At 64.2% G+C, this 23,440-nt stretch carries 20 protein-coding genes and 1 tRNA gene; 9 read left to right on the forward strand and 12 right to left on the reverse strand.

Features of this window, described 5'->3' with window-relative positions; all coding sequences use genetic code 11:
• Genes tssE through tssA form a run of 5 tightly spaced genes read right to left on the reverse strand, consistent with a single transcriptional unit; the run spans position 1 to position 4,468 of the window.
• Positions 1-720, reverse strand: a complete 720-nt coding sequence (gene tssE, locus CO731_RS17515) for a type VI secretion system baseplate subunit TssE (RefSeq protein ID WP_108608122.1) — start codon at positions 718-720, stop codon at positions 1-3.
• Between the two features lie 27 nt (positions 721-747).
• A complete protein-coding gene (locus CO731_RS17520) occupies positions 748-1,227 on the reverse strand; it encodes a type VI secretion system tube protein Hcp (protein ID WP_108608123.1) in 480 nt (159 codons plus the stop codon).
• Between the two features lie 24 nt (positions 1,228-1,251).
• Complete coding sequence (gene tssC / locus CO731_RS17525) at positions 1,252-2,754, reverse strand: type VI secretion system contractile sheath large subunit (RefSeq protein WP_108608124.1); 1,503 nt, start codon at positions 2,752-2,754, stop codon at positions 1,252-1,254.
• A gap of 4 nt (positions 2,755-2,758) precedes the next feature.
• Complete coding sequence (tssB, locus tag CO731_RS17530; RefSeq protein WP_108608125.1) at positions 2,759-3,298, reverse strand: type VI secretion system contractile sheath small subunit; 540 nt, start codon at positions 3,296-3,298, stop codon at positions 2,759-2,761.
• A 6-nt stretch (positions 3,299-3,304) separates the two neighbouring features.
• Positions 3,305-4,468, reverse strand: a complete 1,164-nt coding sequence (gene tssA, locus CO731_RS17535) for a type VI secretion system protein TssA (RefSeq protein ID WP_108608126.1) — start codon at positions 4,466-4,468, stop codon at positions 3,305-3,307.
• Between the two features lie 268 nt (positions 4,469-4,736).
• Here tssA and tssH point away from each other — a divergent pair, with 268 nt between their 5' ends.
• Positions 4,737-7,505, forward strand: a complete 2,769-nt coding sequence (gene tssH, locus CO731_RS17540) for a type VI secretion system ATPase TssH (RefSeq protein WP_108609897.1) — start codon at positions 4,737-4,739, stop codon at positions 7,503-7,505.
• A gap of 34 nt (positions 7,506-7,539) precedes the next feature.
• Here the strand turns inward: tssH and CO731_RS17545 are convergent, their stop codons facing one another.
• A complete protein-coding gene (locus tag CO731_RS17545; RefSeq protein ID WP_108679452.1) occupies positions 7,540-7,785 on the reverse strand; it encodes a hypothetical protein in 246 nt (81 codons plus the stop codon).
• A gap of 20 nt (positions 7,786-7,805) precedes the next feature.
• Positions 7,806-10,580 carry a caspase family protein gene (locus CO731_RS17550; protein WP_159091653.1) on the reverse strand — a complete coding sequence of 925 codons (2,775 nt, stop codon included), beginning with the start codon at positions 10,578-10,580 and terminating at the stop codon, positions 7,806-7,808.
• A 264-nt stretch (positions 10,581-10,844) separates the two neighbouring features.
• Between CO731_RS17550 and CO731_RS17555 the strand changes: the two genes are divergently transcribed.
• A complete protein-coding gene (locus CO731_RS17555) occupies positions 10,845-12,881 on the forward strand; it encodes a serine/threonine-protein kinase (protein WP_108608129.1) in 2,037 nt (678 codons plus the stop codon).
• Between the two features lie 9 nt (positions 12,882-12,890).
• Here CO731_RS17555 and CO731_RS17560 read toward each other — a convergent pair whose 3' ends face one another.
• The 4 genes from CO731_RS17560 to CO731_RS17575 all read right to left on the reverse strand — a co-directional run bounded on the left by CO731_RS17560 (position 12,891) and on the right by CO731_RS17575 (position 15,544).
• Positions 12,891-13,415 (reverse strand): hypothetical protein, encoded by a 525-nt coding sequence (locus CO731_RS17560; protein ID WP_108608130.1) that lies wholly within the window; start codon positions 13,413-13,415, stop codon positions 12,891-12,893.
• Positions 13,416-13,523: 108 nt separating this feature from the next.
• Positions 13,524-14,192, reverse strand: coding sequence for a DUF2161 family putative PD-(D/E)XK-type phosphodiesterase (locus tag CO731_RS17565; RefSeq protein ID WP_108608131.1), 669 nt, complete (start codon positions 14,190-14,192; stop codon positions 13,524-13,526).
• Between the two features lie 112 nt (positions 14,193-14,304).
• On the reverse strand, positions 14,305-14,583 hold the full coding sequence (locus CO731_RS17570) for a DUF2218 domain-containing protein (protein WP_108608132.1): 279 nt from the start codon (positions 14,581-14,583) through the stop codon (positions 14,305-14,307).
• 49 nt (positions 14,584-14,632) lie between these two features.
• On the reverse strand, positions 14,633-15,544 hold the full coding sequence (locus CO731_RS17575) for a LysR family transcriptional regulator (RefSeq protein WP_108608133.1): 912 nt from the start codon (positions 15,542-15,544) through the stop codon (positions 14,633-14,635).
• On the opposite strand from CO731_RS17575, the gene CO731_RS17580 reads away from it, so the two are divergent.
• Together CO731_RS17580 and CO731_RS17585 are read left to right on the forward strand one after the other, a co-directional pair.
• Entirely contained in the window at positions 15,543-17,129 is a 1,587-nt protein-coding gene (locus CO731_RS17580) for an MFS transporter (RefSeq protein WP_108608134.1), read from the forward strand. The genes CO731_RS17575 and CO731_RS17580 overlap by 2 nt on opposite strands.
• A 164-nt stretch (positions 17,130-17,293) precedes the next feature.
• Positions 17,294-17,383: transfer RNA gene (locus tag CO731_RS17585), tRNA-Ser, on the forward strand.
• A 34-nt stretch (positions 17,384-17,417) separates the two neighbouring features.
• Here the strand turns inward: CO731_RS17585 and CO731_RS17590 are convergent.
• Positions 17,418-17,900: a RidA family protein gene (locus CO731_RS17590; protein WP_108608135.1), complete on the reverse strand. Its 483-nt coding sequence runs from the start codon at positions 17,898-17,900 to the stop codon at positions 17,418-17,420.
• 195 nt (positions 17,901-18,095) lie between these two features.
• Here CO731_RS17590 and CO731_RS17595 point away from each other — a divergent pair, with 195 nt between their 5' ends.
• The 5 genes from CO731_RS17595 (at position 18,096) to CO731_RS17615 (ending at position 23,438) form a co-directional block, all read left to right on the forward strand.
• Positions 18,096-18,794: a TetR/AcrR family transcriptional regulator C-terminal domain-containing protein gene (locus CO731_RS17595; RefSeq protein WP_108608136.1), complete on the forward strand. Its 699-nt coding sequence runs from the start codon at positions 18,096-18,098 to the stop codon at positions 18,792-18,794.
• Between the two features lie 229 nt (positions 18,795-19,023).
• Positions 19,024-20,319 (forward strand): septal ring lytic transglycosylase RlpA family protein, encoded by a 1,296-nt coding sequence (locus tag CO731_RS17600; protein WP_108608137.1) that lies wholly within the window; start codon positions 19,024-19,026, stop codon positions 20,317-20,319.
• A 154-nt stretch (positions 20,320-20,473) separates the two neighbouring features.
• Positions 20,474-21,607: a D-alanyl-D-alanine carboxypeptidase family protein gene (locus tag CO731_RS17605; RefSeq protein ID WP_245439904.1), complete on the forward strand. Its 1,134-nt coding sequence runs from the start codon at positions 20,474-20,476 to the stop codon at positions 21,605-21,607.
• Between the two features lie 107 nt (positions 21,608-21,714).
• Positions 21,715-22,386 (forward strand): dTMP kinase, encoded by a 672-nt coding sequence (gene tmk / locus CO731_RS17610; protein ID WP_108608139.1) that lies wholly within the window; start codon positions 21,715-21,717, stop codon positions 22,384-22,386.
• Positions 22,383-23,438, forward strand: a complete 1,056-nt coding sequence (locus tag CO731_RS17615) for a DNA polymerase III subunit delta' (RefSeq protein ID WP_108608140.1) — start codon at positions 22,383-22,385, stop codon at positions 23,436-23,438. The genes tmk and CO731_RS17615 overlap by 4 nt, the downstream gene beginning before the upstream one ends.
• Positions 23,439-23,440 lie beyond the last annotated feature (2 nt).

A 23,440-nucleotide genomic window follows, 5' to 3' on the forward strand; every position in this document is an offset into this window, starting at 1 on the left:
CTATGCCTCGCCGTATTCGGTCCGCGCCAAGCCGTTGTCGAGGTTGATCGTGGTCCTAAGCCGCAGCCGTTCCGGCGTCGGCGTCATGATCAGGACCCCGTCGATTTCGATCTTGATACCCATGCTTTTGTCGTTAAGGGTGACGGTGACCTTGGTCGCGCTTTCCTTCAGGCGCGGCTCGAAATTGCCGAGAACCGTCTTGATTTCGCGGGCAAGTGCATCGCGATCGAAATCGCGCGACGAGCGGCCGGAGAAAGACGGCACGCCATAGTTGACCACGCTGCGCCGCACTTCCGGAAAGTCTTCGAGATTCAAGCGGATATCGGAGACCTGCTCCTCCTCGAGGTCGGACAGCAGCGGAAGGGCTTCGAAGCGCTCGGTGTTGAAGAGCGCTTCGATGTCGCGACGCACCGCCTCGCGCAGCACGCGTGCGGAGACGACGATCCCCCGGCTTTCAAGTTCGACCCTGTTGCGGTTCTGGAAGACCAGCCTATGCAGGCGCTGCTTGTGATCCGGGGTCAGGTCGGGATCTGAATCGATCAGGCGCGCGGTCCCGGCGAGCAGGGCATCTACCCGCTCGCCGCCGAGTTCGTTGTCCAACGACTGACGCAGCCCCTCGATTTCCGAGCTCAGTCCCGGCAGATCGTTTACCAGCCGGTCCCATAGCGACGGCTGCGACGCCTCTCGCCTTGCTTGCTGAACTCCACTGGCCTTCATCATGCAGCACCAAGGCGTCTATGCGGGGCCTCACAAGCCGGTTGCAACGCTCATCTCTTGCGTATGGTCGGTATCGTAGACCAGCTCGATCGTCTTGTAGGCGAACTGCACGAAGTCCTCGAGCGTGTCACTGTTGGTCGTGCTGGCACCGAAGCCGTAGGAAACGACGGAGGCCTCCTTCATCGTGACGACGAAATAGTCGCTCGTCTCGCCGTCGATGGTCCGGCGGCAAGAGATCACGACTTCGTCGAACTGCTTGTTCTCATGGCATGCCTTGGCAAGGTAGGGCGACGACATGTCGACGTCCTTGGAGCAGCTTACGGTGCCCAGGGCGACGCGGCCCTTGCGCGAAAGCGAATTGGGATCGAATGGCGCAACCATGTTGAAGGCGACGTTGAATATCTCGATCTCTTCGTCGTGGCCGTCGCGGGTGCTCGGGCCCTTGATGTCTGGAACCTTCAGGAAGCCGTCGATCTTCGTTGCTTTTCTGAGATCGTCATCCGATGCCATTGTCTCTCTCCGTTACTGAACAGTTCAGGACTTGACCGAAGGCAGCTCCGACACGAGCCGGAGCGATGCGTTAATTCCTTCCAGTTGGTAGTGCGGGCGCAGGTAGAAACGTGCGTTGTAGTAGCCGGGCCGGCCTTCGACGCTGTCGACCTGGACCTCGGCCGCGGCCAGCGGACGCTTGGCGCGGGCCTTGTCGTCGGCGAAGGCCGGATTGGCGAGCACGTAGCGGTTGATCCACTCCGTCAGCCATATCTGCATGTCGGAACGTTCCTTGAACGAGCCGACCTTGTCGCGCGCGATCGCCTTGAGATAGTGGGCAAAACGCGACACCGGGAACAGGTAGGGCAGGTTGGCGCTCAGCCGTTCGTTGGACTGCGCATCCGGATCGACCAGTCGGCCAGCCCGTGTCTCGTCGTCCTGCAGCGAGTGGGCGCCGATGAAGGCGGCAAGATCGGTGTTCTTGCGATGCAGGATCGGCATCAGTCCGAGCTTGGCGAGTTCCGCTTCGCGCCGGTCGTCGATGGCAACCTCGGTCGGGCACTTCATCGCCACCGAGCCGTCGTCGGTCGGGAAACTGTGCACCGGCAGGTTGATCACCGTGCCGCCGTTCTCGACGCCACGGATCTGGGTGCCCCAGCCGAACAGTTTGTGGCTGCGGTTGATGTTGACGCCCATCGGGAAGGCGGCGTTCATCCAGACGTATTTGTGGTGGTCGCCCTGGACCTCCTCCTCGAAGGCGAAACCCTTCACCGGTACCGTGTCGGCGCCATAGGGCAGCCGGGCCAGGACGCGCGGCATGGCAAGGCCGATATAGCGGGCGTCTTCGCTCTCGCGCAGCGATTGCCACGAGGCGTAGGCCGGGTTGGAGACGATCTGCTGCAGGTCCTGCGGGTTGGGCAATTCCTGCCAGCTGTCCATGCGGAACAGGCGTGGCGAAGCCGCGGCGATGAACGGCGTATGCGCGGAGGCGCAGACGCCGGAGAGGTTGCGCAGCAGACCGACGTCGCGCGGGTGGTTGGAGAACTCGTAGGCGCCGATCAGGCAGCCGAACGGTTCGCCGCCGAACATCGAATATTCGTCCGTGTAGACCTTCTTGAAGACCGGGCTCTGGTCCCACATCTGGCCTTCATAGTCTTCCAGCGTATCGGCCAGCTGCTCCTTGGAGATGTTCATCACCCGGATCTTGAGCTTCTGGTCGGTCTCGGTGTTGTTGACGAGGTACCAGAGGCCGCGCCAGGTGCCTTCCATCTCGCGCACTTCAGGTGCGTGCAGGATCTCGTTGAGCTGGACGGTCAGCATCTTGTCGATGCCCGAGATCAGCGACTTGATCGACTTGATCGCGTTCGACGAGATGGTGGTCGTGTCTGAGCGCGACTGCGCGGCGAGTGCGAGATTGCGGACGAGCTGCTGCAGCTTCTCGCTGTCGTCCTTCTTGACCTTGAAGTCCTTCTCCAGGAGGTCGCTGAATTCACCGAGGTCGATGGCCTCTGCCTCGGCGACCGTTGGGCTCTTTTGCTGTTCGGCCATGGCTCTATTCCTCGACCTTGTCGCTGTCGGAGAGCGCCTGGCTGGCGATCTGGCCGAGCAGAGGCTCGTTGTTCAGCAGTTGGGCGATGCGCTTTTCGGCGTCGGCGCGACCGTCCATGAAGCCCAGCAACTCCTCCAACTGACGGCGCATCTTGAGGATCTCGGCCAGTTGCGGAACCTGCTCGGCAATCTTGTCGGGCGCAAAGTCGCCCATCTTGGAGAAGGTGAGGTCGACCGCCATTTCTTCCTCGCGCTCGGCGCCTTCGGCCTGGGGCAGGGTGTTCTTGACCCGCGCCTTCACCCGTGGGCCAAGCGCTTCCATGAAGCGCGGGAAACGGTTGGCGTCGGTCTCGACGAAGGTGCGGTCGAGGACCGTCTTCTGCGCCTCCTTGGTCTGCGACGAGCCGGCGAGATCGGCCATCACGCCCATCACGAAAGGCAGTTCGATGGTCGTCGGGCTGCCGTAGGTCTCGACGTCATAGGCGATCTGCACGCGCGGTGCGCGATTTCGCTCGATGACCTTAGCTTTGCTTTCGGCTGGCATGCTTGGCTACCTTTCATCCTTCTGAGGCGTCTTCTTGTCGGTTACGCCGGCGAGGAGCCGGAACTCCTTGAGCCCCGAGGGGGCGAGATCTTCCATCAGCTCGACGAAATCCATGTGCACCATGCGGCGCACGCGGCGGGCGAGATGCGGGATCGGGCTCGACGGTTCGGTGCGGTCGTAGAAGGCAACGACAAGGTCGAGGCATTTGACGACGTCGTCGCGAGAATTAAGGCGGTCGGGGAGGGCCATGGTCGGTCCCGCATGGTTGGCCACCGGCTCCGGCGCGTGACCGTTGGGCTGCACTGCAACTGGTGTTGCCTGGGTGAGTTCGGGCTTCGCCGCGCCGTTGGGCACCGGGCGCGCGGACGATCCACGCTCGAGCGTGGCCAGCATCCTGTCGAGAAACTTCTTGAGATCGGGAACGGTCGGCCCCGTGCTTTCCAGGCGCTTGTTGAGTGCGGTGTCGATGGCAGCAAGTGCTGCGCCCGCCGCGCGGGCATCGGCGACCAGTTGCTCCATGGCGGCGCCCGCCTGATCGGCTTGCGCGGCACAGGCGCTGCGCAGCCTGGTCAACAATTGCTCGTGCGCGGTGGAGAGCGCTGCCCGCTCGGTGTTGTTCAGTCCCTGGGCCGCTTCCTGCAGCATGACGCGATCGTCAAGCGCACCTTGCTCAAGTTCCCGGCCGGAGATCGGGCCGAAACCGCGCGGGGCGAAAAACACCGTCTTCCTGAGATCGGCGAGCAGGCCCTCCTGGCCGTTCTGCAGGTCGAGCACGGCGTTGATGCGGCGCAGGGCTGCGTCGCGTGGCGGCGCATTGGGCCGCAAGGCGGGGTGCATCGTTTCCCAATGGGCGTCGAAGGTCCGCGCTATCAGCATCAGGCCTTCGGCCAGCCCGGCGAGCCCGCGGGAATTGGCCAGGGCGCGGGTGACCAGCGTCAGCAACCGCAGGTCGCGTCCCTGGTTGCGCAGTTCGTCGGCCTTTTCGAGAACGACGTCCCAGTCGACGGGAATGCTGACTTCCGCCGAGGGCCTGTTGCGCTCGTCGTGGACGACATCGGATTGCGGGACGGCGAGGCGCTCGAGCTCGTGAAAGCGCGGATCGTTGCGCAAATCTTCCCCCGACGGGTTTTCACCGTTCAAAGGGTTGAGCCAGAGAGCAAGATCAACCACGCACCCCCCCACGCCAAACTGAAGGACGGAAGTCGCCGGTATTTCACTCCACTCTGGTTTAGCACAATTCAGGCAGCGCTCAAAGTTGGACGAAGCTAGCCCTTAAGCGTTAGTGACCACGGTCGCGCGAATTGTTACGGTCGTTCCAGGCGCATGGGCTGACGCCCGCCAGCCGAGGCCGCGCACGGCTTTGTCAAGTCGCGGTTTGTGTGGCAAGTTATCGGGAACGCAGTCCGGGCATTGGAGACACTCCATGGAACCCAAGGGCATGCAGCAGCGCAGGTCGTCCCAGGGCTTCAAGCGCAAGGAACTGGTCGGCAAGCTCAATCCCACCTGCCTGCGCGCCTTCAAGGCGGCGGCCGACGCGGCAAAGCTGCGTGGCAACCCTTACGTCGAACTCGTTCATTTCATTGAACAATTGGTGCTTTCGGATCGCTCGGACGTGCAGATGATCCTGGCCGACGCCGGCGTCGATGCGGCGCGTGTGGCGGGCGACATGACACGCGCAGTCGACAAGCTGCCCTATGGCGCGACTTCGATCGAGGAGTTCTCCGACCATATCTTCCACGCCATCCAGGAAGCCTGGAACCTGGCGACGCTGGAATTCGGCAGCGAGGAAGTGCGCAGCGCCCATGTCATTCTGGCCTGCCTGAAGGTGCCGGTGCTGGAAGGGCTGGTGTCGAAGATCAGCACGGAGTTCGACAAGATCGATGCCGATGGGGTGATCTCGCGTTTCGCCGACGTGGTCGACGGCTCGCTGGAGGGCTCGGGCACGGCAGCAACGGCACCCTCAGCCGAGACGCCGCGGCGCATGGCACCGGGCGGGGAGTCGGCGCTGGCGAAATACGCCACCGACCTGACCCAGCGGGCGCGCGACGGCAAGATCGATGCTGTCGTCGGCCGCGACCCGGAAATCCGCCAGATCGTCGACATACTGATGCGGCGGCGGCAGAACAATCCGATCCTGACCGGCGAGGCCGGCGTCGGCAAGACGGCGGTGGTCGAGGGCTTTGCGCTGCGCATCGCCGAAGGCGACGTGCCGCCGATGCTGGAAGGCGTCAGCGTGCGCATGCTCGATGTCGGGCTGATGCAGGCCGGGGCCAGCGTCAAGGGCGAGTTCGAAAAGCGGCTGAAGGCCGTCATCGACGAGGTGCAATCCTCCGAAACACCGGTAATCCTGTTCATCGACGAGGCGCACACGCTGATCGGGGCGGGTGGTGCTGCCGGCACGGGCGACGCGGCCAACCTGCTCAAGCCGGCGCTGGCGCGCGGCGAGTTGCGTACCATCGCCGCCACGACCTGGGCCGAATACAAGCAGCATATCGAAAAGGACCCGGCGCTGACCCGGCGCTTCCAGGTGGTCAAGATCGACGAGCCCGACGAGGCAGCCGCCATCCTGATGCTGCGCGGCATCGCCGGCGTGCTCGAAAAGCACCATCAGGTGCAGATCCTCGACGAGGCGATCGAGACGGCGGTGAAGCTGTCGCATCGCTACATCCCGGCGCGGCAGTTGCCGGACAAGGCGGTCAGCCTGCTCGACACCTCTTGTGCGCGCGTCGCCATCTCCCAGCACTCGCGGCCGGGCGAGGTCGAGGACCTGATGCGCCGCCGGCAGGCCTTGGAGGTCGAGCAAGGCATCATCGGCCGTGAAGCGGCCATCGGCATCGATGTCGAGGAGCGCAAGGCTCGCGTCGAGACTGGCCTGGCCGAGACCGATGCGGCGCTGGCTGCCGCGCAGGCGCGCTGGGACAAGGAAAAGCAGGTCGTCGCGGAGATCCTCGAACTGCGCGCCAGGCTACGGGGCCAGGGCGTGGCGCTCGATCCGGTTGCCGCGAAGGCGGCTGCGGAGGAACAGCCCGCCGCGGACGCAGAGCCGGTGGCGGCCAATGACGATGCAGTGCAGGCCGGGCCTGCGGAGCCCGAAGCCGCGACCGAAGAGCCGACCGATCCTGCCGCCGATCTGGCGCGGCTCAAGGAATTGATGGCGGTGCTGGCCGAGGCGCAGGGCGAGACGCCCCTGATCCTGCTCTCGGTTGATCGCAACGCGGTGGCGGCGGTGGTGCAGGACTGGACCGGCATTCCCACCGGACGCATGCTCTCCAGCCAGACGGAAAAGGCCTTGCGGCTGGCGCAGACGCTGGCCGAGCGCGTCGTCGGCCAGGACCACGCCATGGAGATGATCGCCAAGCGCGTGCAGACCAGCCGGGCGGGCCTGGGCGCACCCGAAAAGCCGGTCGGCGTGTTCCTGCTCTGCGGTCCCTCCGGCGTCGGCAAGACCGAGACCGCGCTGGCCCTGGCCGAAACCCTCTATGGCGGCGAGCAGAACCTGATCTCTATCAACATGTCGGAGTTCCAGGAGGCGCATACCGTCTCGACGCTGAAGGGCGCACCGCCCGGATATGTCGGCTATGGCAAGGGCGGCATCCTGACCGAGGCGGTTCGGCGCCGGCCCTATTCGGTGATCCTGCTCGACGAGGTCGAGAAGGCGCACCCGGACGTGCACGAGATCTTCTTCCAGGTCTTCGACAAGGGCATGATGGACGACAGCGAGGGCAGGCGGATCGACTTCAAGAACACGCTGATCCTGCTCACCTCCAATGTCGGCTCGGAAGTCATCATGGCCAAGACCAAGGGCGGCGAGTTGCGCGAGAAGGTCGAGAACCTCGACGCGGCCCTGCGCGCGCCACTTCTCAAGGTGTTCCCCGCAGCCTTCATCGGCCGGGTGGTGACCATCCCGTACTATCCGCTGTCGGGCGACATGATCGAGGCGATCACCCGCCACCAGTTCGGCAAGATCGCGCGCCGGCTGCAGACGAGCCACGGCGCGGAGCTGGTGATCGGCGACGGCGTGATGGAACTAATCAAGGCGCGCTGCACCGAGATCGAATCCGGCGGCCGCATGATCGATGCGATCCTGACCAACACGCTGCTGCCGGAATTGAGTCGCGGCGTGCTCAACCGCTCGCTCGACGGCGAGAAGCTGACACGCGTCACCGTCGGCGCATCAGGCGAGGGGTTCAGCTACGAGTTTGGGTAGGGCTTCTACATGCCCGCGGCCGAGCCAGGCGGGCTCAATTCCAGCCGCCGCCACCTTCTCCCCTGTCGCTGCGGTCGCTGGTGGGAACAGCTGGTACAACAGGCCGCTTGACGACCTTTGGTTGCACGGGCGCAGCAACCGCGGCCTTCTTCACAGGCGCCACCTTCTGGACTTGCACAGGCTGAACCGCAGCCTGTTCTTCGACTTTCATCAAAGAACCACAGCCGCTCAGCGGCAGAATAACGGTCACCATAAGAAGACTGATGGCATGCGATCGCATTTCGGGTCTCCCTGTTGTCGTCACAGCATGTCAAGACGAGGCCTCGAATCCAGCCACTCCTTGCGGAGAAGTTTGACCAGTAGTTGTCGAGGCTCACGAGGAACATCCTCGCCCAAGACGGTTACAGCGGCTTGGCGGCTCTTGGCGCCGAGCACGCCGTCTACATCGCCGACGTCCTGCCCCATGCGGGCAAGCGCCATCTGGACCTGTTTGCCAATGTCTCGATTCCCGATCTTGCCCAGTGCGGTCTTTGCTTCCTCGGCAGCGTCGGGCGCCTCGTAAGAGGCCGCTAGGGCGAACAAGCGGACCATTTCGCCTTCATCCTTCTGCAGCGAAGGATTGTCCCTCAGAAGCTCGGCTGCAAACAATGCCCCCCAGCCATCTCCACGTTCCGCACTCTCCCTGTACCAGGTCGCAAGAGCAGACGGGTCCGCACTGTTGTTCTTCACAGCCATTCGGCCAAGGAGGCGCCCAGCATAGGGATGACCGCTCGCCCGCGCTTTCTCGAACAGTTCGGTTGCACGCGCGATGTTCTTTTCGACGCCGGCACCATCCCGATAGAGTATGCCCAGGTTGACCATGCCGTAGATGTCGTTGCGGCCGGCGGACTCGTTGAAGAAACTCAGTGCCCGGGCATCATCTTTCTTCACGTGCTCGCCGAGGTGATATTCCCACCCAAGCTGGTTCATTGCATAGGTGTGGCCGGATTCGGCAGCACTCGCCAACAAGGTCATGCCGCGCTCCACATTTGCAGACGTGCCTTGGCCTTCAAGCAACGCGCGGCCGAGCGAATATTGAGAGTACGCATCGCCTCGTAGCGCTGCAGCCTCATACAGCGGGATTGCCCGTTTCGGGTCGCCTTCTACACCGGCACCCAACTGGTAAAGCCTGCCGAGCAGGTAGCTGGCCCGCACATGGCCGGCGTCGCTGGCGGCATTGAGTTCGGTCAGGGCCTCCTTGAAGTTGCCTTCGGCATAGAGCGCGCGGGCATATTGATACTTGAACCGCGCCACCTCGGGATGCTGGTCGACTGCTGCCTTGCAGGCGACCAGTGCCTTGGGCACGTCGATGTCGTTGGGCAGCTTGCCGTCGGCCACGGCCTGCACGTCGAGCGGTTCGGCGGCGAGGGTGTCGCATTCGTTGACCGAGACGGCGACGTTGATGGTGATCGGCGCCGGCGCAACCGTCTTGACCGCAGGCATCAGCACGACGGTTCGCACCGATGGCTTGGCTGGCGCCTTGTCGGCGGGCAGGGGGATCGGCTTGACCTCCATGGTGTCGGTGCTGGTGTCGGCCTTGCCGGTGTTCGTCTGGGGCGCCATGGCGACCGTCTCGGCCACCGGCGCTTCGGTGTCGGACGCACTCACCACCTTCAGGGACGGGCGTATGCGCAGCTTGGTGATGTCCTCGGCCTTGATCAGGTCGCCTTCGGAAACGATCTGCCCGTCGACCGCCACCTGGGTCTCGGGATCGCGCTTCTCCAGGCGGAGCCAGCCGGTCGGGGCGCTGGAGCGCACGACCTCTTCGGGCATGGCGGCGAAGCCGGTGCCGATGTCGGAGGCCATGGCGACGAGGATCGGCTTTGCCGGTTCGGGCTGCGCCGGCTTGGGCTCTTCGCCCGGCTGGATCGCCAGGGCCGGCTTGACGGGTGCCTCGGCGACCGCCTGGGCATCGACGACGACGCGGACGATGCCGCTGGCGCTGCGGCCACTGTCGGTGGTGACGGTATAGCGCACTTCGTCCCCGGTCATCTCGGCGGAGGCCGGCTTGAGCATGACCTCCTCGATGCGGTCGGCTGAAATCTTGCTGTCGAGACTGAGCTGCTGGTCGCCGAGCCAGAGCGTGCCCTGGTCGGGCAGCTTGGTGAAGCTGATCGTCAGCTCGGCATTGCCGCTGGTGATCGGCGGCGAGATGCGCAGGGCGACCTCCTTGGGAGCAGGAGGTACGCGAACCTCGCGCATATCCTCGATAATCAAGAGGTTCTGCCGGGTTACGAAGAAGAAGGATGAGGTGAGGCTCGAAGCGTCCCACGGCGTCTGGTGTCCGTCGGTGCGTTTGATGACCTCGGCGCGGATGTCGCTGAGCAGCTTCCTGACCTCGACATTGGGCTTGAGCGCGTATTCGGCGAAAGTGCCGGTGAACGGGCTGAGGCCGTCATTGCCGTCGAGCGCCACACGGTCGGGAGCCGTCGAATAGACGATCAGCGTGCCGTCCTGGGGCGCGACCGAGGCAAGCCCCTTCTTGCCCTCGACGGCGACCTTGGCCTGGCCGACATAATAGGAATTGTTGGCGAAGGGATTGTCGCGGCAGGCATCGAGGATCGCGATCTGCAGCGACGAGGTCTCGCGCATGTATTCGAGCAGGCTCGACATGTTGTAGGCCTGGACCTCGAGATCGTAGGAGGTCGCCAGGGTGGCATCGACCGGCAGCATGAAGTTGTGGCCGCCGACCTGCACGGCATGGCCGCTGTAGTAGAACAGCGCGACGTCGCCGTCGTTGAGCGTCCTGAGGAAGCCGAGGATGGTTTCCTCCAGGCCCTTCTTGTCGAGATCCTTGCCGAGCGTGACTTCGAAATTGGCGCGCTCCAGCACGTCTCGGATGCGGTCGGCATCGTTCGTCGCGTTCGGAAGTTTTGCCAGATGCTCATAGGCCGTATTGCCGATGACCAGTGCTGCGCGGCGGCCCGAGACGCCGTCGGCAGCCAGTACGGAACCGAGGGCCAGCAGCAGAACGAGGCCGCAAGCGACCATCGCGCCAGCCAATCGCGCGGCAATGCCAGAATTGCGAGCAGGCAAGCAGCCCTCGCATACCATTGACTGCCTCCCTTTAGGATTGCAGCATTTACAGGCTTGGCAAGGCTTGCAGTCTTAGAAAGGCAAGCATCCTCCTCGCAGGCATCGGTGTCAACGCTGATCAAAAAGGCTATTCGTCGGTCTTCGCCGGAGCAGGGCTTGAGCAAGAGCCCATCACGAAAATCCGTGTTATTGTCGCGGCAAGATCCAGCACCGCAGGTGTGAAGCAATGGCCGGCAGGCGCTCACGCAGGGATGGAACCAGGTCATGACTCCGGACGACGCGAGCCCGGAGGACAAGACACGCATCGCGCCCGATACCGGCGTGCACAAGGGCGTCCAACTCAACGGCATCTACGAGATCGACGAGCACATCGCCACCGGCGGCATGGGCGAGGTTTATCGCGGCCACAACATCCAGACCGGCGATCCGGTGGCAATCAAGGTGGTGCTGCGCGAATTTGCCCGCGACCAGGGCATCCTGGCGTTGTTCCGCAAGGAAGCCTCGATCCTCAACCATCTCTCCAACGACGCCATCGTGCGCTACCACGTCTTCACGATCGATCCGACGATCGGCAGGCCGTATCTGGCAATGGAGTTCGTCGACGGCCAGTCGCTGGGCGAGCGTATCCGCAGCGGCCCGCTCGATGCGCAGCAGGCGCGCAAGATGCTGGCCCGCGTGGCGTCGGGCCTGTCGGTGGCGCATGAGGCCGGCGTCATCCACCGCGACCTCTCGCCCGACAACATCGTGCTGCCGGGCGGCCGGGTCGAAAAGACCAAGATCATCGATTTCGGCATTGCCCGCTCCGCCAATGTCGGCGGCGGCACCCTGCTGGGCGGCAGCTTCGCCGGCAAATACAGCTTTGTCTCGCCCGAGCAACTGGGCCTCTTCGGCGGCGACGTCACCGAACAATCCGATCTCTACAGCCTCGGGCTGGTGCTGGCCGCGGCCTTGCGCGGCAAGCAGCTCGACATGGGCGGGTCGCCGGTCGAGGTGATCGAAAAGCGGCGAAGCGTACCCGACCTTTCCGGCATCGACCCGGAATTGCTGCCGCTGCTCAACGCCATGCTCCAGCCTGACCCCAGGGATCGCCCCGAAAGTGCCGCAGCGATCGTTGAATGGCTGCGCGAGACGAGCGGGGTGACTGCAAGCTCGGGCACCCATCCTGGCATCGCCGGCCAGCTCGATCAGGGAAAACCCGCCGAACGTACCTGGCGCCCGCCGGGGTCGCCGGCCAGCGGGCAGAAACCACCGCCGCCCGAGTCGCTTTTGCCGCGCGACGCACCCTGGCGCAACGCCGGGGCAGCGGGCAGGCCTGCACCTGACCGGCAACAGAAGCCGGCGACGAAGGCCCCACCTGCCGCGGAGAAGCCGAAATCGGGACGTGGCGCCCTGATCGGCATCTTGTTGCTGGTTGCGGCAGCGGCGGCCGGAGGCGGGGTCTATTATTCCGGGCTTGTGGATGGCCTGCTGCCGGGCGGAACGAGGCCCGTCCCCAGCGACCAGACGGCTGGCGGCAAGCTGACACCGGCAAAACCCGAACCGCTGCCGGAGCCCGTGGCAAAAGCCCCGCCTGCGACAGAGACCGTGGCGAAGGCGCCTACGCCCACCGAAATTGCCAAGCCGAAGCCGGCGGAGCCAATCAAGCCGATCGCCGTCGAGCCGCCCAAGGCTGCGGTCAGCGCGGCGGAGTGGTTCAAGTCGTTCGACGGCGGCTCCTGCTTCTATGCTTCGGTGGCCAACCCGTCTGCGCCGAGCCCCCAGGTCGATGGGCTGGCGACCTCGAAGGCGCCATTCGACAAGCTGGCGCGCGATTTTTCGTCGACCTTCGGCGCCAAACCAGCCGTCAATCCGCGCATGATCGAGCGCGACCAATGCCCTGTCGCCGATTTCCTGAAAGCGCTGCCGCCGGGCGAGGCGAGCGGGCCGAAGCTGGTGCTGAACAAGGACAATCTCAAGGTGGGCGACTCGCTCCAGGGCACGCTGAGCGGGACCGGCAGCCGCGACGTCAACCTGCTGCTGATCGGCAAGGACGGCGTGGTCTACAATTTCGCCAGCCTGCTCAAGAAGTCGGGGGCAGGCGAAGCCACGTTCAGCATGAAGCTGTTTCCGCTCAACGACCAGGAGGCGTCGGCGCCGGAACCGCACCTGATCGTCGCCCTGGCCAGCGACCGCGGCATCAAGGCTGCCGACATCAGCGACCCCGAACTGGCGTCCGACCTGTTCCCGAAGATACGGTCGGAGATCGAAACGCAGCCCAACGGGGCCGGCGTCGCCTTCGGCTATTTCCTGTTCGACCGCTGAGGGCAGGGTTCAAGCGTCGGAACGCTGCAATGCCTCGTTTCCGGCGAGTTGGAGCCCCATTTCGACAAAAGCGGCCAGCACGTCGTGGCGGTCTTCCAGTGCCACCCGTGCCAGCCCGGCCAGAATGCCAGCATTGACGGCGCGTGCCGCCGGCAGCTCGACCGACCTGCCTGTCGCGAGCGCGATCCAGACGGCGGGCGTGCGCTGGTCCGGCGTCGCCATCACCTCCAGCAGCGGCGGGCCGTTGCCACCGGCGCCGACCCAGTCGCCGACCTGCGCCAGAAGGCGGCGGTCCGGCTCGTCGAAAAGCTCACCGAGATTGTCCAAGCATTCGTGCGCCCACCAGATCGAGGCCGGCATGGGCAGCAGCCAGGCGCAGAAGGTGATTGCTTCCTCGGGCGTCTTTCCGCCAAGCAGCGCCCGGCAGAAATCGGCTGGCGGCTCGTCGGTGGGTGACGCCAGCATGTCCCGCGCGGCGTCGGGATATGCCTCGAACAGGTTTCGCGCTGTCCTGAACCGGAGCCCCTCGGCCATTTGCCGGGACCTTTCCCGCCATCCATCCTGGCTGAGACAATAACAGGCTTTTGCGCCGTGCTCGACCACCGCGACAAAACATTGCTTCGACCAGGCAAGTGGCAGGTTTCAGTCGCCCGACAAGGGAGCCTGGGGCCAGCGCTGCAGCGCCTCGCGCCCGGCATCGGTGAGGTCGTAGACGCCCCGCTCGACCCGGACGAACCAGCCGTAGACGTTGTCGAGCAGGATGTTGGCAGCCCGCGATACCGTCGGCGCGAGATCGCGCGGCCGCCTGGCGCCATCGGCAAGCGCCACCGCGCATTTCAGCGCGTCCTGGCGGTAGGCGGTCATGATCGGCGCGCGCGAACCGCCGCCGGCCACCGGGTCGCCCTGCCGTCGCTTGTGCTCTGCTACCAGCCGGGAGCGGCGCTTGGGGTCCCTGCGCGGGGCAGGCGCGCCGGGGCTGAGCAGCACCTCGACGCGCTCGTCGTCGAAGATACCAAGCAGGCCAAAGCCCAGCCGCCGGCACAGATTGCGAAAGCGCTTGTCGCCCTCGCGGCCCTTGCCGCGCGGCGACATGCACGCCGCAAGCCAGACCTCGTCCGCCGCCGCAGCCCGGTCGACGCCCTGCAGGACCAGTTCGAGATTGAATTGCAGCTTGAGTTCGCACACCACCACGATCGGCGGCGCGTCGGCGCTCAAGGCCAGCAGGTCGCAGCCGCCGATCTCGCCCTTGACCTCGAAGCCCAGGTTTTCGAGGAAACGCTTGACCGGGATGTAAAGAGCCGTCTCGAGCATTCAGCTGCGTCCCAGGCTGCCGGGTGCGGGCGAGCGGACCGGCTTCTGGCCTGTGCCAGGTTGACGGTCGGCCCCTGTCGGTCGGGATTGCGGCATCACCTAAGGCCTGAGCTCAACTGGGGCGCCAGTCGAACTTCAGTTCCTCGCGGAAGGCGAAGCGTACGATATGGTCGACGACGACCTGCTCGAGTTGAGGCAGGTTAGCGGCTTCCACTTCGACCGTCAGCGACGTGTCGTCGGCCGAAAGGTTGACCACACGTCCTTCGCCCAGGTCTATGCGTCCCGTGGTGGGCGAGAACTCGACGGTGAACTTGTGGCTCCAGTGCTTGCACAACTGCTGCAGGTAGCGGCTTGCATGTTCCGTTGCGACGACTGCGGTTGATTTCGGCATGATTGTCCTCGGAGTAATCGCGGCCTTGTGCGCCAACATGCGCAATTAGTCACCCGATTCGCTTGGAAAAGGCACCCACGCAGAGATCACGAACCCGTTCGCGCAGCCAGCGATGTGCCGGGTCGGCATCGAGCCGCGGGTGCCAGAGCATTGAAACGGTGACCTCCGGCACGGCGACCGGAAGCGCGAAACTGTGCATTCCCGCCCGGAGATTGCCGGTATGGCGCTCGGGAACGCTGGCGATCAGGTCGGAGGACCGCGCCAGGGTCAGTGCTGCCGAAAATCCGCTGACGATCGTGACGATCTCGCGGCGCAGCCCGACCGATCCCAGTGCCTCGTCGATGTGCCCCGTGTCGCGGCCTTGCCGCGAAACGTAGACGTGCCGTCCCGCAGCATATCGCGCAGGCGTGACTTCGCCCTGTGCCAGCGGATGATCGATGCGCACGACACCGACAAAACGGTCCCGGAACAGCGCCTGAACCCGCACTTCCGGACTTGTCGTTTCTTCGACGACGCCGGTTTCCAGATCGACGCTTCCGTCGCGAAGGGGCTCGCTGTTCTTGTCCGGCTTGTGGATGAAACGCAGCCGCACGCCGGGCGCGTCACGCCCGAGCAAAGCGAGGAGACCCGGTCCAAAGTTCTCGACGAAACCATCACTGGTGCGCAGCGTGAAGGTTCGCACCAGATTCCTGGGATCGAGTTCGTCGGCAGGCCGCAACACCGCCTCCGCGTCCTGGACGAGGCGACCGACTCGCTCGCGAAGCTCGAGCGCCCGGGGCGTGGGGACGAGACCGCGCCCAGCCCGCACCAGCAGCGGGTCGCCGGTGGTGTCGCGCAGCCGTGCCAGCGCCCGGCTCATCGCTGATGGACTGAGCCGCAGCCGCCGGGCGGCGCGGGCAACGCTGCCTTCCGCAAGCAGCACATCGAGGGTGACGAGAAGGTTGAGATCGGGTGTCGACATGTCTCGACCTTATAGTGATATGGCGCCAAACGCACGAATGAAGTGCAATCGGTGCGCGTTCCGCCACACCACAACAAGGGTTACGTCTCTCCAGGCTCCATGCCGGGAGCAGGGAAAAACGGAGGTCGTGTTGAACAACCACGCTACAGAACAGGATGAGGCAGTGGGCGAAAGGTCCGGGCCAGTACCGTGGGCACTCGCCAGCCTTGCACTGTCGATGCTGCTGTCTTCGCTTGGCACTAGCATCGCCAATGTCGGCCTGCCTGTATTGGAACAGTCGTTCAACGCCTCCTTCCAGGAGGTGCAGTGGGTCGTACTAGCCTATCTGCTGGCCATCACCACCCTCGTAGTGAGCGCCGGACGGCTCGGTGACATCACAGGTCGCCGACGGCTGCTGCTGGCCGGCATCATGCTTTTCACGCTGGCATCGGGCTTGTGCGCCGCGGCGCCGACACTTTGGCTTCTTGTTGTGGGACGGGCAGTGCAGGGTGCCGGAGCAGCCGTCATGCTGGCCCTCACCATGGCCATCGTCGGCGAGACGGTGCCGCAGACAAGGATCGGCAGTGCCATGGGCCTGCTCGGGACGATGTCGGCGGCCGGCACCGCTCTCGGTCCATCGCTCGGCGGCTTGTTGATCGCCATGTTCGGCTGGCAGTCGATCTTCCTCGTCAATGTGCCGCTGGGCTTGCTGGCCTTCTGGCTCGCGCTTCGCTACCTGCCTGTTGGCACCACAAGTGCGGGGCCCGCCCGTCAGGGCTTCGACGTGACGGGGACATTGCTGCTTGCCGCCACCCTCGGAGCCTACGCGCTGGCAATGACGACCGGGCGCGGCAATTTCGGGTACCTCAACATTCTCCTGCTCGTGGCTGCGGCTTTTGGGGGAGGGCTGTTCGTCCTGGTCGAGGCCAGGGCAGCATCGCCATTGATCCATTTGCAGCGGCTCCGCGATCCGGTGCTGGGTCCAAGCCTGACGATGAACGCGCTGGTCGCAACCGTGATGATGTCGACACTCATCGTAGGGCCGTTCTACCTCTCCCGCGGGTTAGGGCTTGATGCGGCTACAGTCGGCATCGTCATGTCGATCGGGCCAGTCATTTCCATATTGAGCGGCGTGCCCGCTGGCCGCATCGTCGATCGTTTTGGCGCGCCGCAAATCGTCATGAGCGGGCTGGTCGCGATGATGGCGGGCGCCATGGCGCTGGCTTTGCTACCTGCGATCTACGGAATCGTCGGCTACATTTTCGCCATTGCGGTGCTGACACCGGGCTACCAGTTGTTTCAGGCGGCAAACACCACATCCGTCATGACGAACGTCAAGCCTGGCGAGCGGGGTGTTCTGTCAGGGATGCTCAACCTTGCACGCAATTTCGGGCTGATCACAGGCGCATCCGTGATGGGTGCGGTGTTCGCGTTCGCCTCGAAGGCGGACATGGCTGCGGCACGTCCGGACGCCGTGGCGACGGGCATGCAGGCGACGTTCGCCGCAGCGGCAGGCTTGATTGTCGTCTCGCTGGCCATTGCGATTGGGGCCTATCGCCGGGTGTCGGGACCCGAATTGAACGCAGGCAAGGCGTCTCCCGAGTAACCTTCGGGCGATGCCTTTTGCGCGCTGATAACTTGCATCGAACACGTTGACGCGGCGATGGCACGAGCGCTACAAGCGCGCCACAAAGGTGCTTGGGCAAGATCCGCCAGTGTCTCCTCTCGACCGAGATGGCGCACTGGTACGCGTAAACTTCCCAGTCCCTTGGAGGGATGGCCGAGCGGTTTAAGGCACCGGTCTTGAAAACCGGCGTGGGCGCGAGTTCACCGTGGGTTCGAATCCCACTCCCTCCGCCACATCGGTGGCCACGCTAGAGAGCGACCAGTACCGCTATTCCAACATGACGATGGCTTCGACCTCGAAGAGCATGGGGTCGATGGCAAGCTTGGGGACGGGAACCAGGGTCTGCGCCGGCAGTGTCTCGCCGAACATATCCTTGACGTTCCTGGTCAGCACCTCGAGCTTGGACATGTCGTGATCGACCACGAAGACCGTGAGCTTGGCAACCTGATCCGGCCTGGCACCGAGGGCATCGATGGCACTGCGCAAATTCGCGTAGGCCTGCTTCACCTGGACAGCGAAGTCGGGCGACAAGGCTCCCCTGCTGTCCTGGCCGCCCTGTCCTGAGATGTAAGCCATCTTGGCTCCGCCCGGCACGATCACCGCCGTGCTGTAGCCGTTTGGCGACGGGTCGTAGAGATTTATTGGATTGACGATGGACAGCTTGAACTCATTCGCTGTCGTGGCGGTGGGAACTCCTGCGGGCATGATAATTAGGCCTCCGATAAGCAGATGCTTGATTGTTCGTGACATGGTTCTTTTCTCTTGGCTCTGCTGGCTGCGGGCAACGTACCTGCGCAGCCGGCATGATCGAACTTTCGTCGTCGCCATGGGATGACTCGTACACTGTGCGATTCATCGTGTGGTACAACGTACGAGTCAACCACTCAGGATCGACATTCCTGACGTCGCCTGCCAAAATTGCGGTTCCGACAGTGAGGAATACGAATGGCAGCCAAGCGTAGCGGCGCCCAGAGCAAACGGTCTCAACGGCCAAGCGCGGGACTCCAGCCCGCGCAGGAGCCACACAGCGAACCGCCCCTCTCCAGAGAACGGATCGTGGCCACCGCTGTAGAACTGCTGGACGCGGAAGGAATCGGCGGATTGTCGATGCGTCGGCTGGCTGATCGCCTCGGCTCGGGCGCGATGAGCCTGTATTGGCACGTCGACAACAAAGAGAAGGTCTTCGATCTGGCGCTCGACTCGGTGCTCGAATATCGCGAACCGCCGCAAACCGGAGAGCCTCGAAACTGGCGCGGCGAAGTCGTCCACATGCTCGAAGACTGGCGCGCCAGCATGCTGCGCCATCCCTGGTCGGCATCGCTGTTGCCGCGCCGGGCGCTCGGCCCGAACATCCTTGGTCGCCTGGAACTGCTGAGCAAGATCTTGTCCCGAGCCGGCGTAGCGGATGCAGATTTGAACGTCGCGATATGGTCGCTCTGGAACTATGTGATGGGCGCCACCGTCACCCGGGCGAGCTTCGAGCTCTCGGATGATGACAGGGCCGTCGCGCAGCAGCGCCTTACACGCCTCAGCGAAAGCTACCCGACAATCGAACGTTCCCGTCTGCTGTTGGACAGTGATTGGGATGGCGCCTTCAGCAAAGGCCTCGACTTCATGCTTGACGGCTTCGCCGCGAGACAATGAACATTCTTCATCTCTCCGACGAGACAGTGTCCTTCAAGCCAACAGGCTCGCCACAATAACGCCGCAATCTCGCCCGTTTCGAACCACAGTCGATTAATACGCTGGCAAGAATTACCTGCGCACAAGTGGACGGGGATAACGTGCGCGAACTGTTTTTACATTTTTAGCGCAGCGGTGTTGCGATTCGACGAGCGGCGCTCGCTTGGTACTGGCAGGGGACCTGAGTAAAATGCAGAATTCGACGCGCACGCGTCTTGGTCGCGCAACCGCGATCAGCATTCTCGCGGCGACCGCTGTCTTCATTGCCGGCTGCGCATCGCAGCAGCCCAAGTCCGTGGCCAGCAAGAAGCGTTCGAAAGAATATTTCGCCGAATCCGAGTACGGCGTCAAAGCGAGCCCACGCGTCACGACCAAGTTGTCGGGCCTGCAGCGCGGCGGCGGCCGCGACCAGACCGGCAAGCCCTACAAGGTACGGGGCAAGTGGTATTATCCCAAGGAAGACAAGGACTACGCCGCCGTTGGTGCCGCCTCCTGGTATGGCGACGCGTTCCACGGCCGGCTGACCGCCAATGGCGAAGTCTACGACATGACGAATTTGACGGCGGCGCATCCGACGATGCCACTGCCGAGCTATGCCCGCGTCACCAACTCCAAGAACGGCAGTTCGGTGATCGTGCGCGTCAATGACCGGGGCCCGTATTCCAATGGCCGCGTCATCGACCTTTCCAAGCGTGCGGCAGAGATGCTCGATTACGCCCACAGCGGCACGGCCAATGTGAAGGTCGAGTATGTCGGCCGGGCACCGCTCGACGGACAGGACGACCAGTATCTGCTCGCCTCCTACCGTCCGGGCAAAGGCATGGGCGACCCGATCAATGACGGCCTGCCGACCGGCGTGATGATTGCCATGAACGGCCCGACGCCAAGCGCGGCCGTGGGCCAGGCGACTGCCTTCCCTGGCGCCATGACGGATGCAGCACCCGCGGTGACCCTTGCCAGTGCGTCTGGCAACACGCTCGCTGCGCAAGCGGCACAATTCGACCAGCCGGTCATGACGGCACAGGGGCAGGGCATCATCGATGTGGTGCTTCCCGATTTCGGGCCGATCGCTCCCGAGCGTCCCGATGCGACGATGCCGGTTCCGCAGACCCGCATGGCAATCGCCACCATGGGTTATGCCAGCGAGCGCGTCGGCGGTGCGGCAAAAGCCTTCGACGCACTCGAAGGCAAGGCCATGTCCTCAAGCGACATCGTCGATTCCTGGAAGCGCCTCAATCCTGGTCCACGTGCCGAACAGGACTTGGAAACCTACGTTGCCGCCGGCACTTTCGAAAATGGCGAGGAAGCACGGCGCGTTGCCAAGGCGCTGTCGGCCTATGGTCGCACCTTGGTCGAACAATCCGATTTCGAAGGCAAGACCTGGTATTCGGTCGACCTCTATCCGGATGGCAAGACATCGCTCGACGCAGCGCTCAAGGCGGCCTGGTCGCATGGTGCGCCCGACGCCTTCGCCGTCCACGATTGACCGGATCTTCGGTGCGAGGACCTGTGGCTATCTGCCCGGCCACGGTTGATCCCATCGATTGAAGACTGATAGGTTCAAGGCGCTCGACCGGAATACGGGGCCGAACGGGGCAGTATCTTTCATGACCTTCAGACTATCCGCGCCGCTCACCTTGATGATCGGCCTTCTTGCGGCGCTTGCCTTCATCGGTCAGGCCCAGGCGCAACTGTTCGAGACCAAGGCCGCGCAGGCCTACATGATCGATGCCGAAACCGGCACGGTTCTGTTCTCGAAAGAGCCGGACAAGCCGATGGCGCCGGCCTCGCTGGCCAAGCTGATGACGATGGAGGTGGTGTTCAGCGCCCTCAAGACCGGCCGCTACAAGCTCGACGACACATTTGCCGTCAGCGAGAACGCCTGGCGAACCGGCGGTGCGGCATCGCGGGCCTCGACCATGTTTGCCGCCGTCAGGTCGCAGATCCGCATCGAGGACCTGATCCAGGGCGTGACGGTGCAGCTCGCCAATGACGGCTGCATCATCCTGGCTGAAGGCATGGCTGGCTCAGAGGCCAATTTCGCCCTGCAAATGACGGAGCGTGCCCGCGAGATCGGCTTGGCGAAATCGACATTCGTCAATTCGACCGGCCTGCCGATGCCGGGCCAGACCACCAGCGTGCGCGAGTTGGCGCAACTCGGCCTGCACATCTGGCGCACCTATCCGGAATACTACCGTTACTACAGCCTGCCGGAATTCACCTGGAACAAGATCCTGCAGCGCAACCGCAACCCGCTGATCGCGATGGACATCGGCGCCGACGGCTTGGCCGCCGGCTTCACCGAAGGCGAGGGGTTCGCCATCGTAGGCTCGGTCAACCGAGAGGGGCGGCGGCTGTTTGCGGCCCTTGGCGGGCTCGCCAGCGACCGCGAGCGCTCGGAGGAAGCACGCAAGCTGCTCGATTGGGGCATGCGCGCCTTCGAAAAAAGCGAGATATTCGCGGCCAACGAAACCGTCGGCGAAGCCCAGGTGTTCGGCGGCGTGAAATCGCATGTGAAGCTGGTGGCGCAGAAGCCGATCTCGCTGTTCCTGCCGATCACCAATCGCGAGCGGCTTGTCGCCCGCATCGTCTACAACGGCCCCGTCGCGGCACCGGTGGCGCAGGGGACGCCCATCGGCGCGCTCAAGGTCTGGATCGGCGACACGCTGAGCCAGGAGACGCCGCTCTATGCCGCCGAATCCGTCGAGGTCGGCTCGCTGCTGAGCCGCGCCCTGGACGCGGTCAAGGAACTTGCCATCGGCTGGCTGCGATAGTCGGGTGGACCTTTGCCACTCTCGACGCTAGAGCTTCGACACCTACATATGCCGTGAGGCCGTTCGTTCGGTTGAACTTGCGATACGGCGAACAGAAAGGCTTTGGAGTGGCGCGCGGCTTCTTCATCACATTCGAAGGCGGCGAGGGCGCGGGCAAGTCGACGCAGATCGAGCGCCTGGCCACCAAGCTGCGCGACAAGCGCTACGACATCATCGTCACGCGGGAACCCGGCGGCTCGCCAGGTGCGGAGGCGGTGCGACACGTGTTGCTGTCGGGCGCAGCCGAGCCCTTCGGGCCGGAGATGGAGGCGCTGCTGTTTGCAGCCGCCCGTTCCGATCATGTCGAGCAGGTGATCCGTCCTGCGGTCGAGCGCGGCGCCATCGTGCTTTGCGACCGCTTTCTCGATTCCTCGCGCGTCTACCAGGGCGTGACCGGCAACCTCGATCCCGACTTCATGATGGCCGTCGAGCGCGTTGCGATCAACGGCATGATGCCTGACATGACGCTCATCCTCGACCTCGACCCGGTGGAAGGACTGCGGCGGGCCACCGCACGGCGCGGGCAGGATGTCGCCGACCGCTTCGAGAAGGAGACGGTCGACATCCACCAGCGCCGGCGCAACGCCTATCTGGCGATCGCCGAGAACGAACCGGACCGCTGCGTGGTGATCGATGCCGCGAAGGACCAGGAAGAGGTCGAACACGCAATCACCGATGCGGTGTTTGCAGCGCTCGAGGCGCGCGCTTCGGCCGGCAGCCGGGCGAGGGCGGACGCCTGATGTTCGAGCGCATCGCCCCCGAGCAGCACGACACGCTGGACGGCATCCCGGAGCCGGCGGAGAACCCGTTTCTGTTCGGGCACGAGCAGGCAATCGCGATGCTCACCGCAGCCTACCGCTCCGGCAAGCTGCCGCACGCGCTGATCCTCGCCGGCCCCGTCGGCATCGGCAAGGCGACGCTTGCCTTTCACCTTGCCCATCATCTGCTGCAACACCCCGACTACCGGAGCGCGCCGGAAACGCTGGCCGATCCCGATCCGCGGTCGGGATCGTTCCGGCAGGTGGCCACCGGGGCGCATCCGGCCGTGTTGCACCTGACGCGGCCGCAGAACGACAAGACCAAGGGGTTCAAGTCGGTCGTCACCGTCGACGAGATCCGCAAGGTGTCGCGCTTCCTGTCGATGACCTCGCATGACGGCGCCTACCGGGTCGTCATCGTCGATCCGGCCGACGACATGAACACCAATGCTGCCAATGCGTTGCTGAAGAATCTTGAAGAGCCGCCTGCACGCACGCTGTTCATCCTGATCGTGCATGCGCCGGGCAGCCTGTTGCCAACCATCCGTTCGCGCTGCCAGACCATTCGGTTGACGCCACTGGATGACCAAAGCCTGCTCTCGGCGCTTGCCGCCACCGAGCAGCCGGCACCTGACGAGCCGGAAGCGCGCGCGGCGTTGGTCTTGCGGGCAGGGGGCAGTGCCCGCGCTGCGATCCTGCTCACCCAGTATGGCGGGCTGGAGATTGCCGAAGCACTGGACAAGATCGTGCAGTCGGGGCGTAACGACATCGGTGCCGCCCACCGGCTGGCCGATGCCGTGGCCGGCCGCGACAGCGCCATCCAGTTCGATATGTTCAATCGCCGGGCGCTGGACCTTCTTTCCGACACGGCGTCGCAGGCCGCGCGCGCCTCCGACCTTTCCCGGGCCAACCTTTTGTCCGATGCTTGGCACGATGCGCAAAACGCGATATCCGAGACTGAAACCTACAACCTCGACAAGAAGCAGCACGTCCTGGCCATGATCGACCGCTTGAATGCCGCGATGCGAATGTGACG

Origin of the sequence: Aminobacter sp. MSH1, from assembly GCF_003071665.1 — a bacterium.
Lineage (GTDB): Bacteria > Pseudomonadota > Alphaproteobacteria > Rhizobiales > Rhizobiaceae > Aminobacter > Aminobacter niigataensis.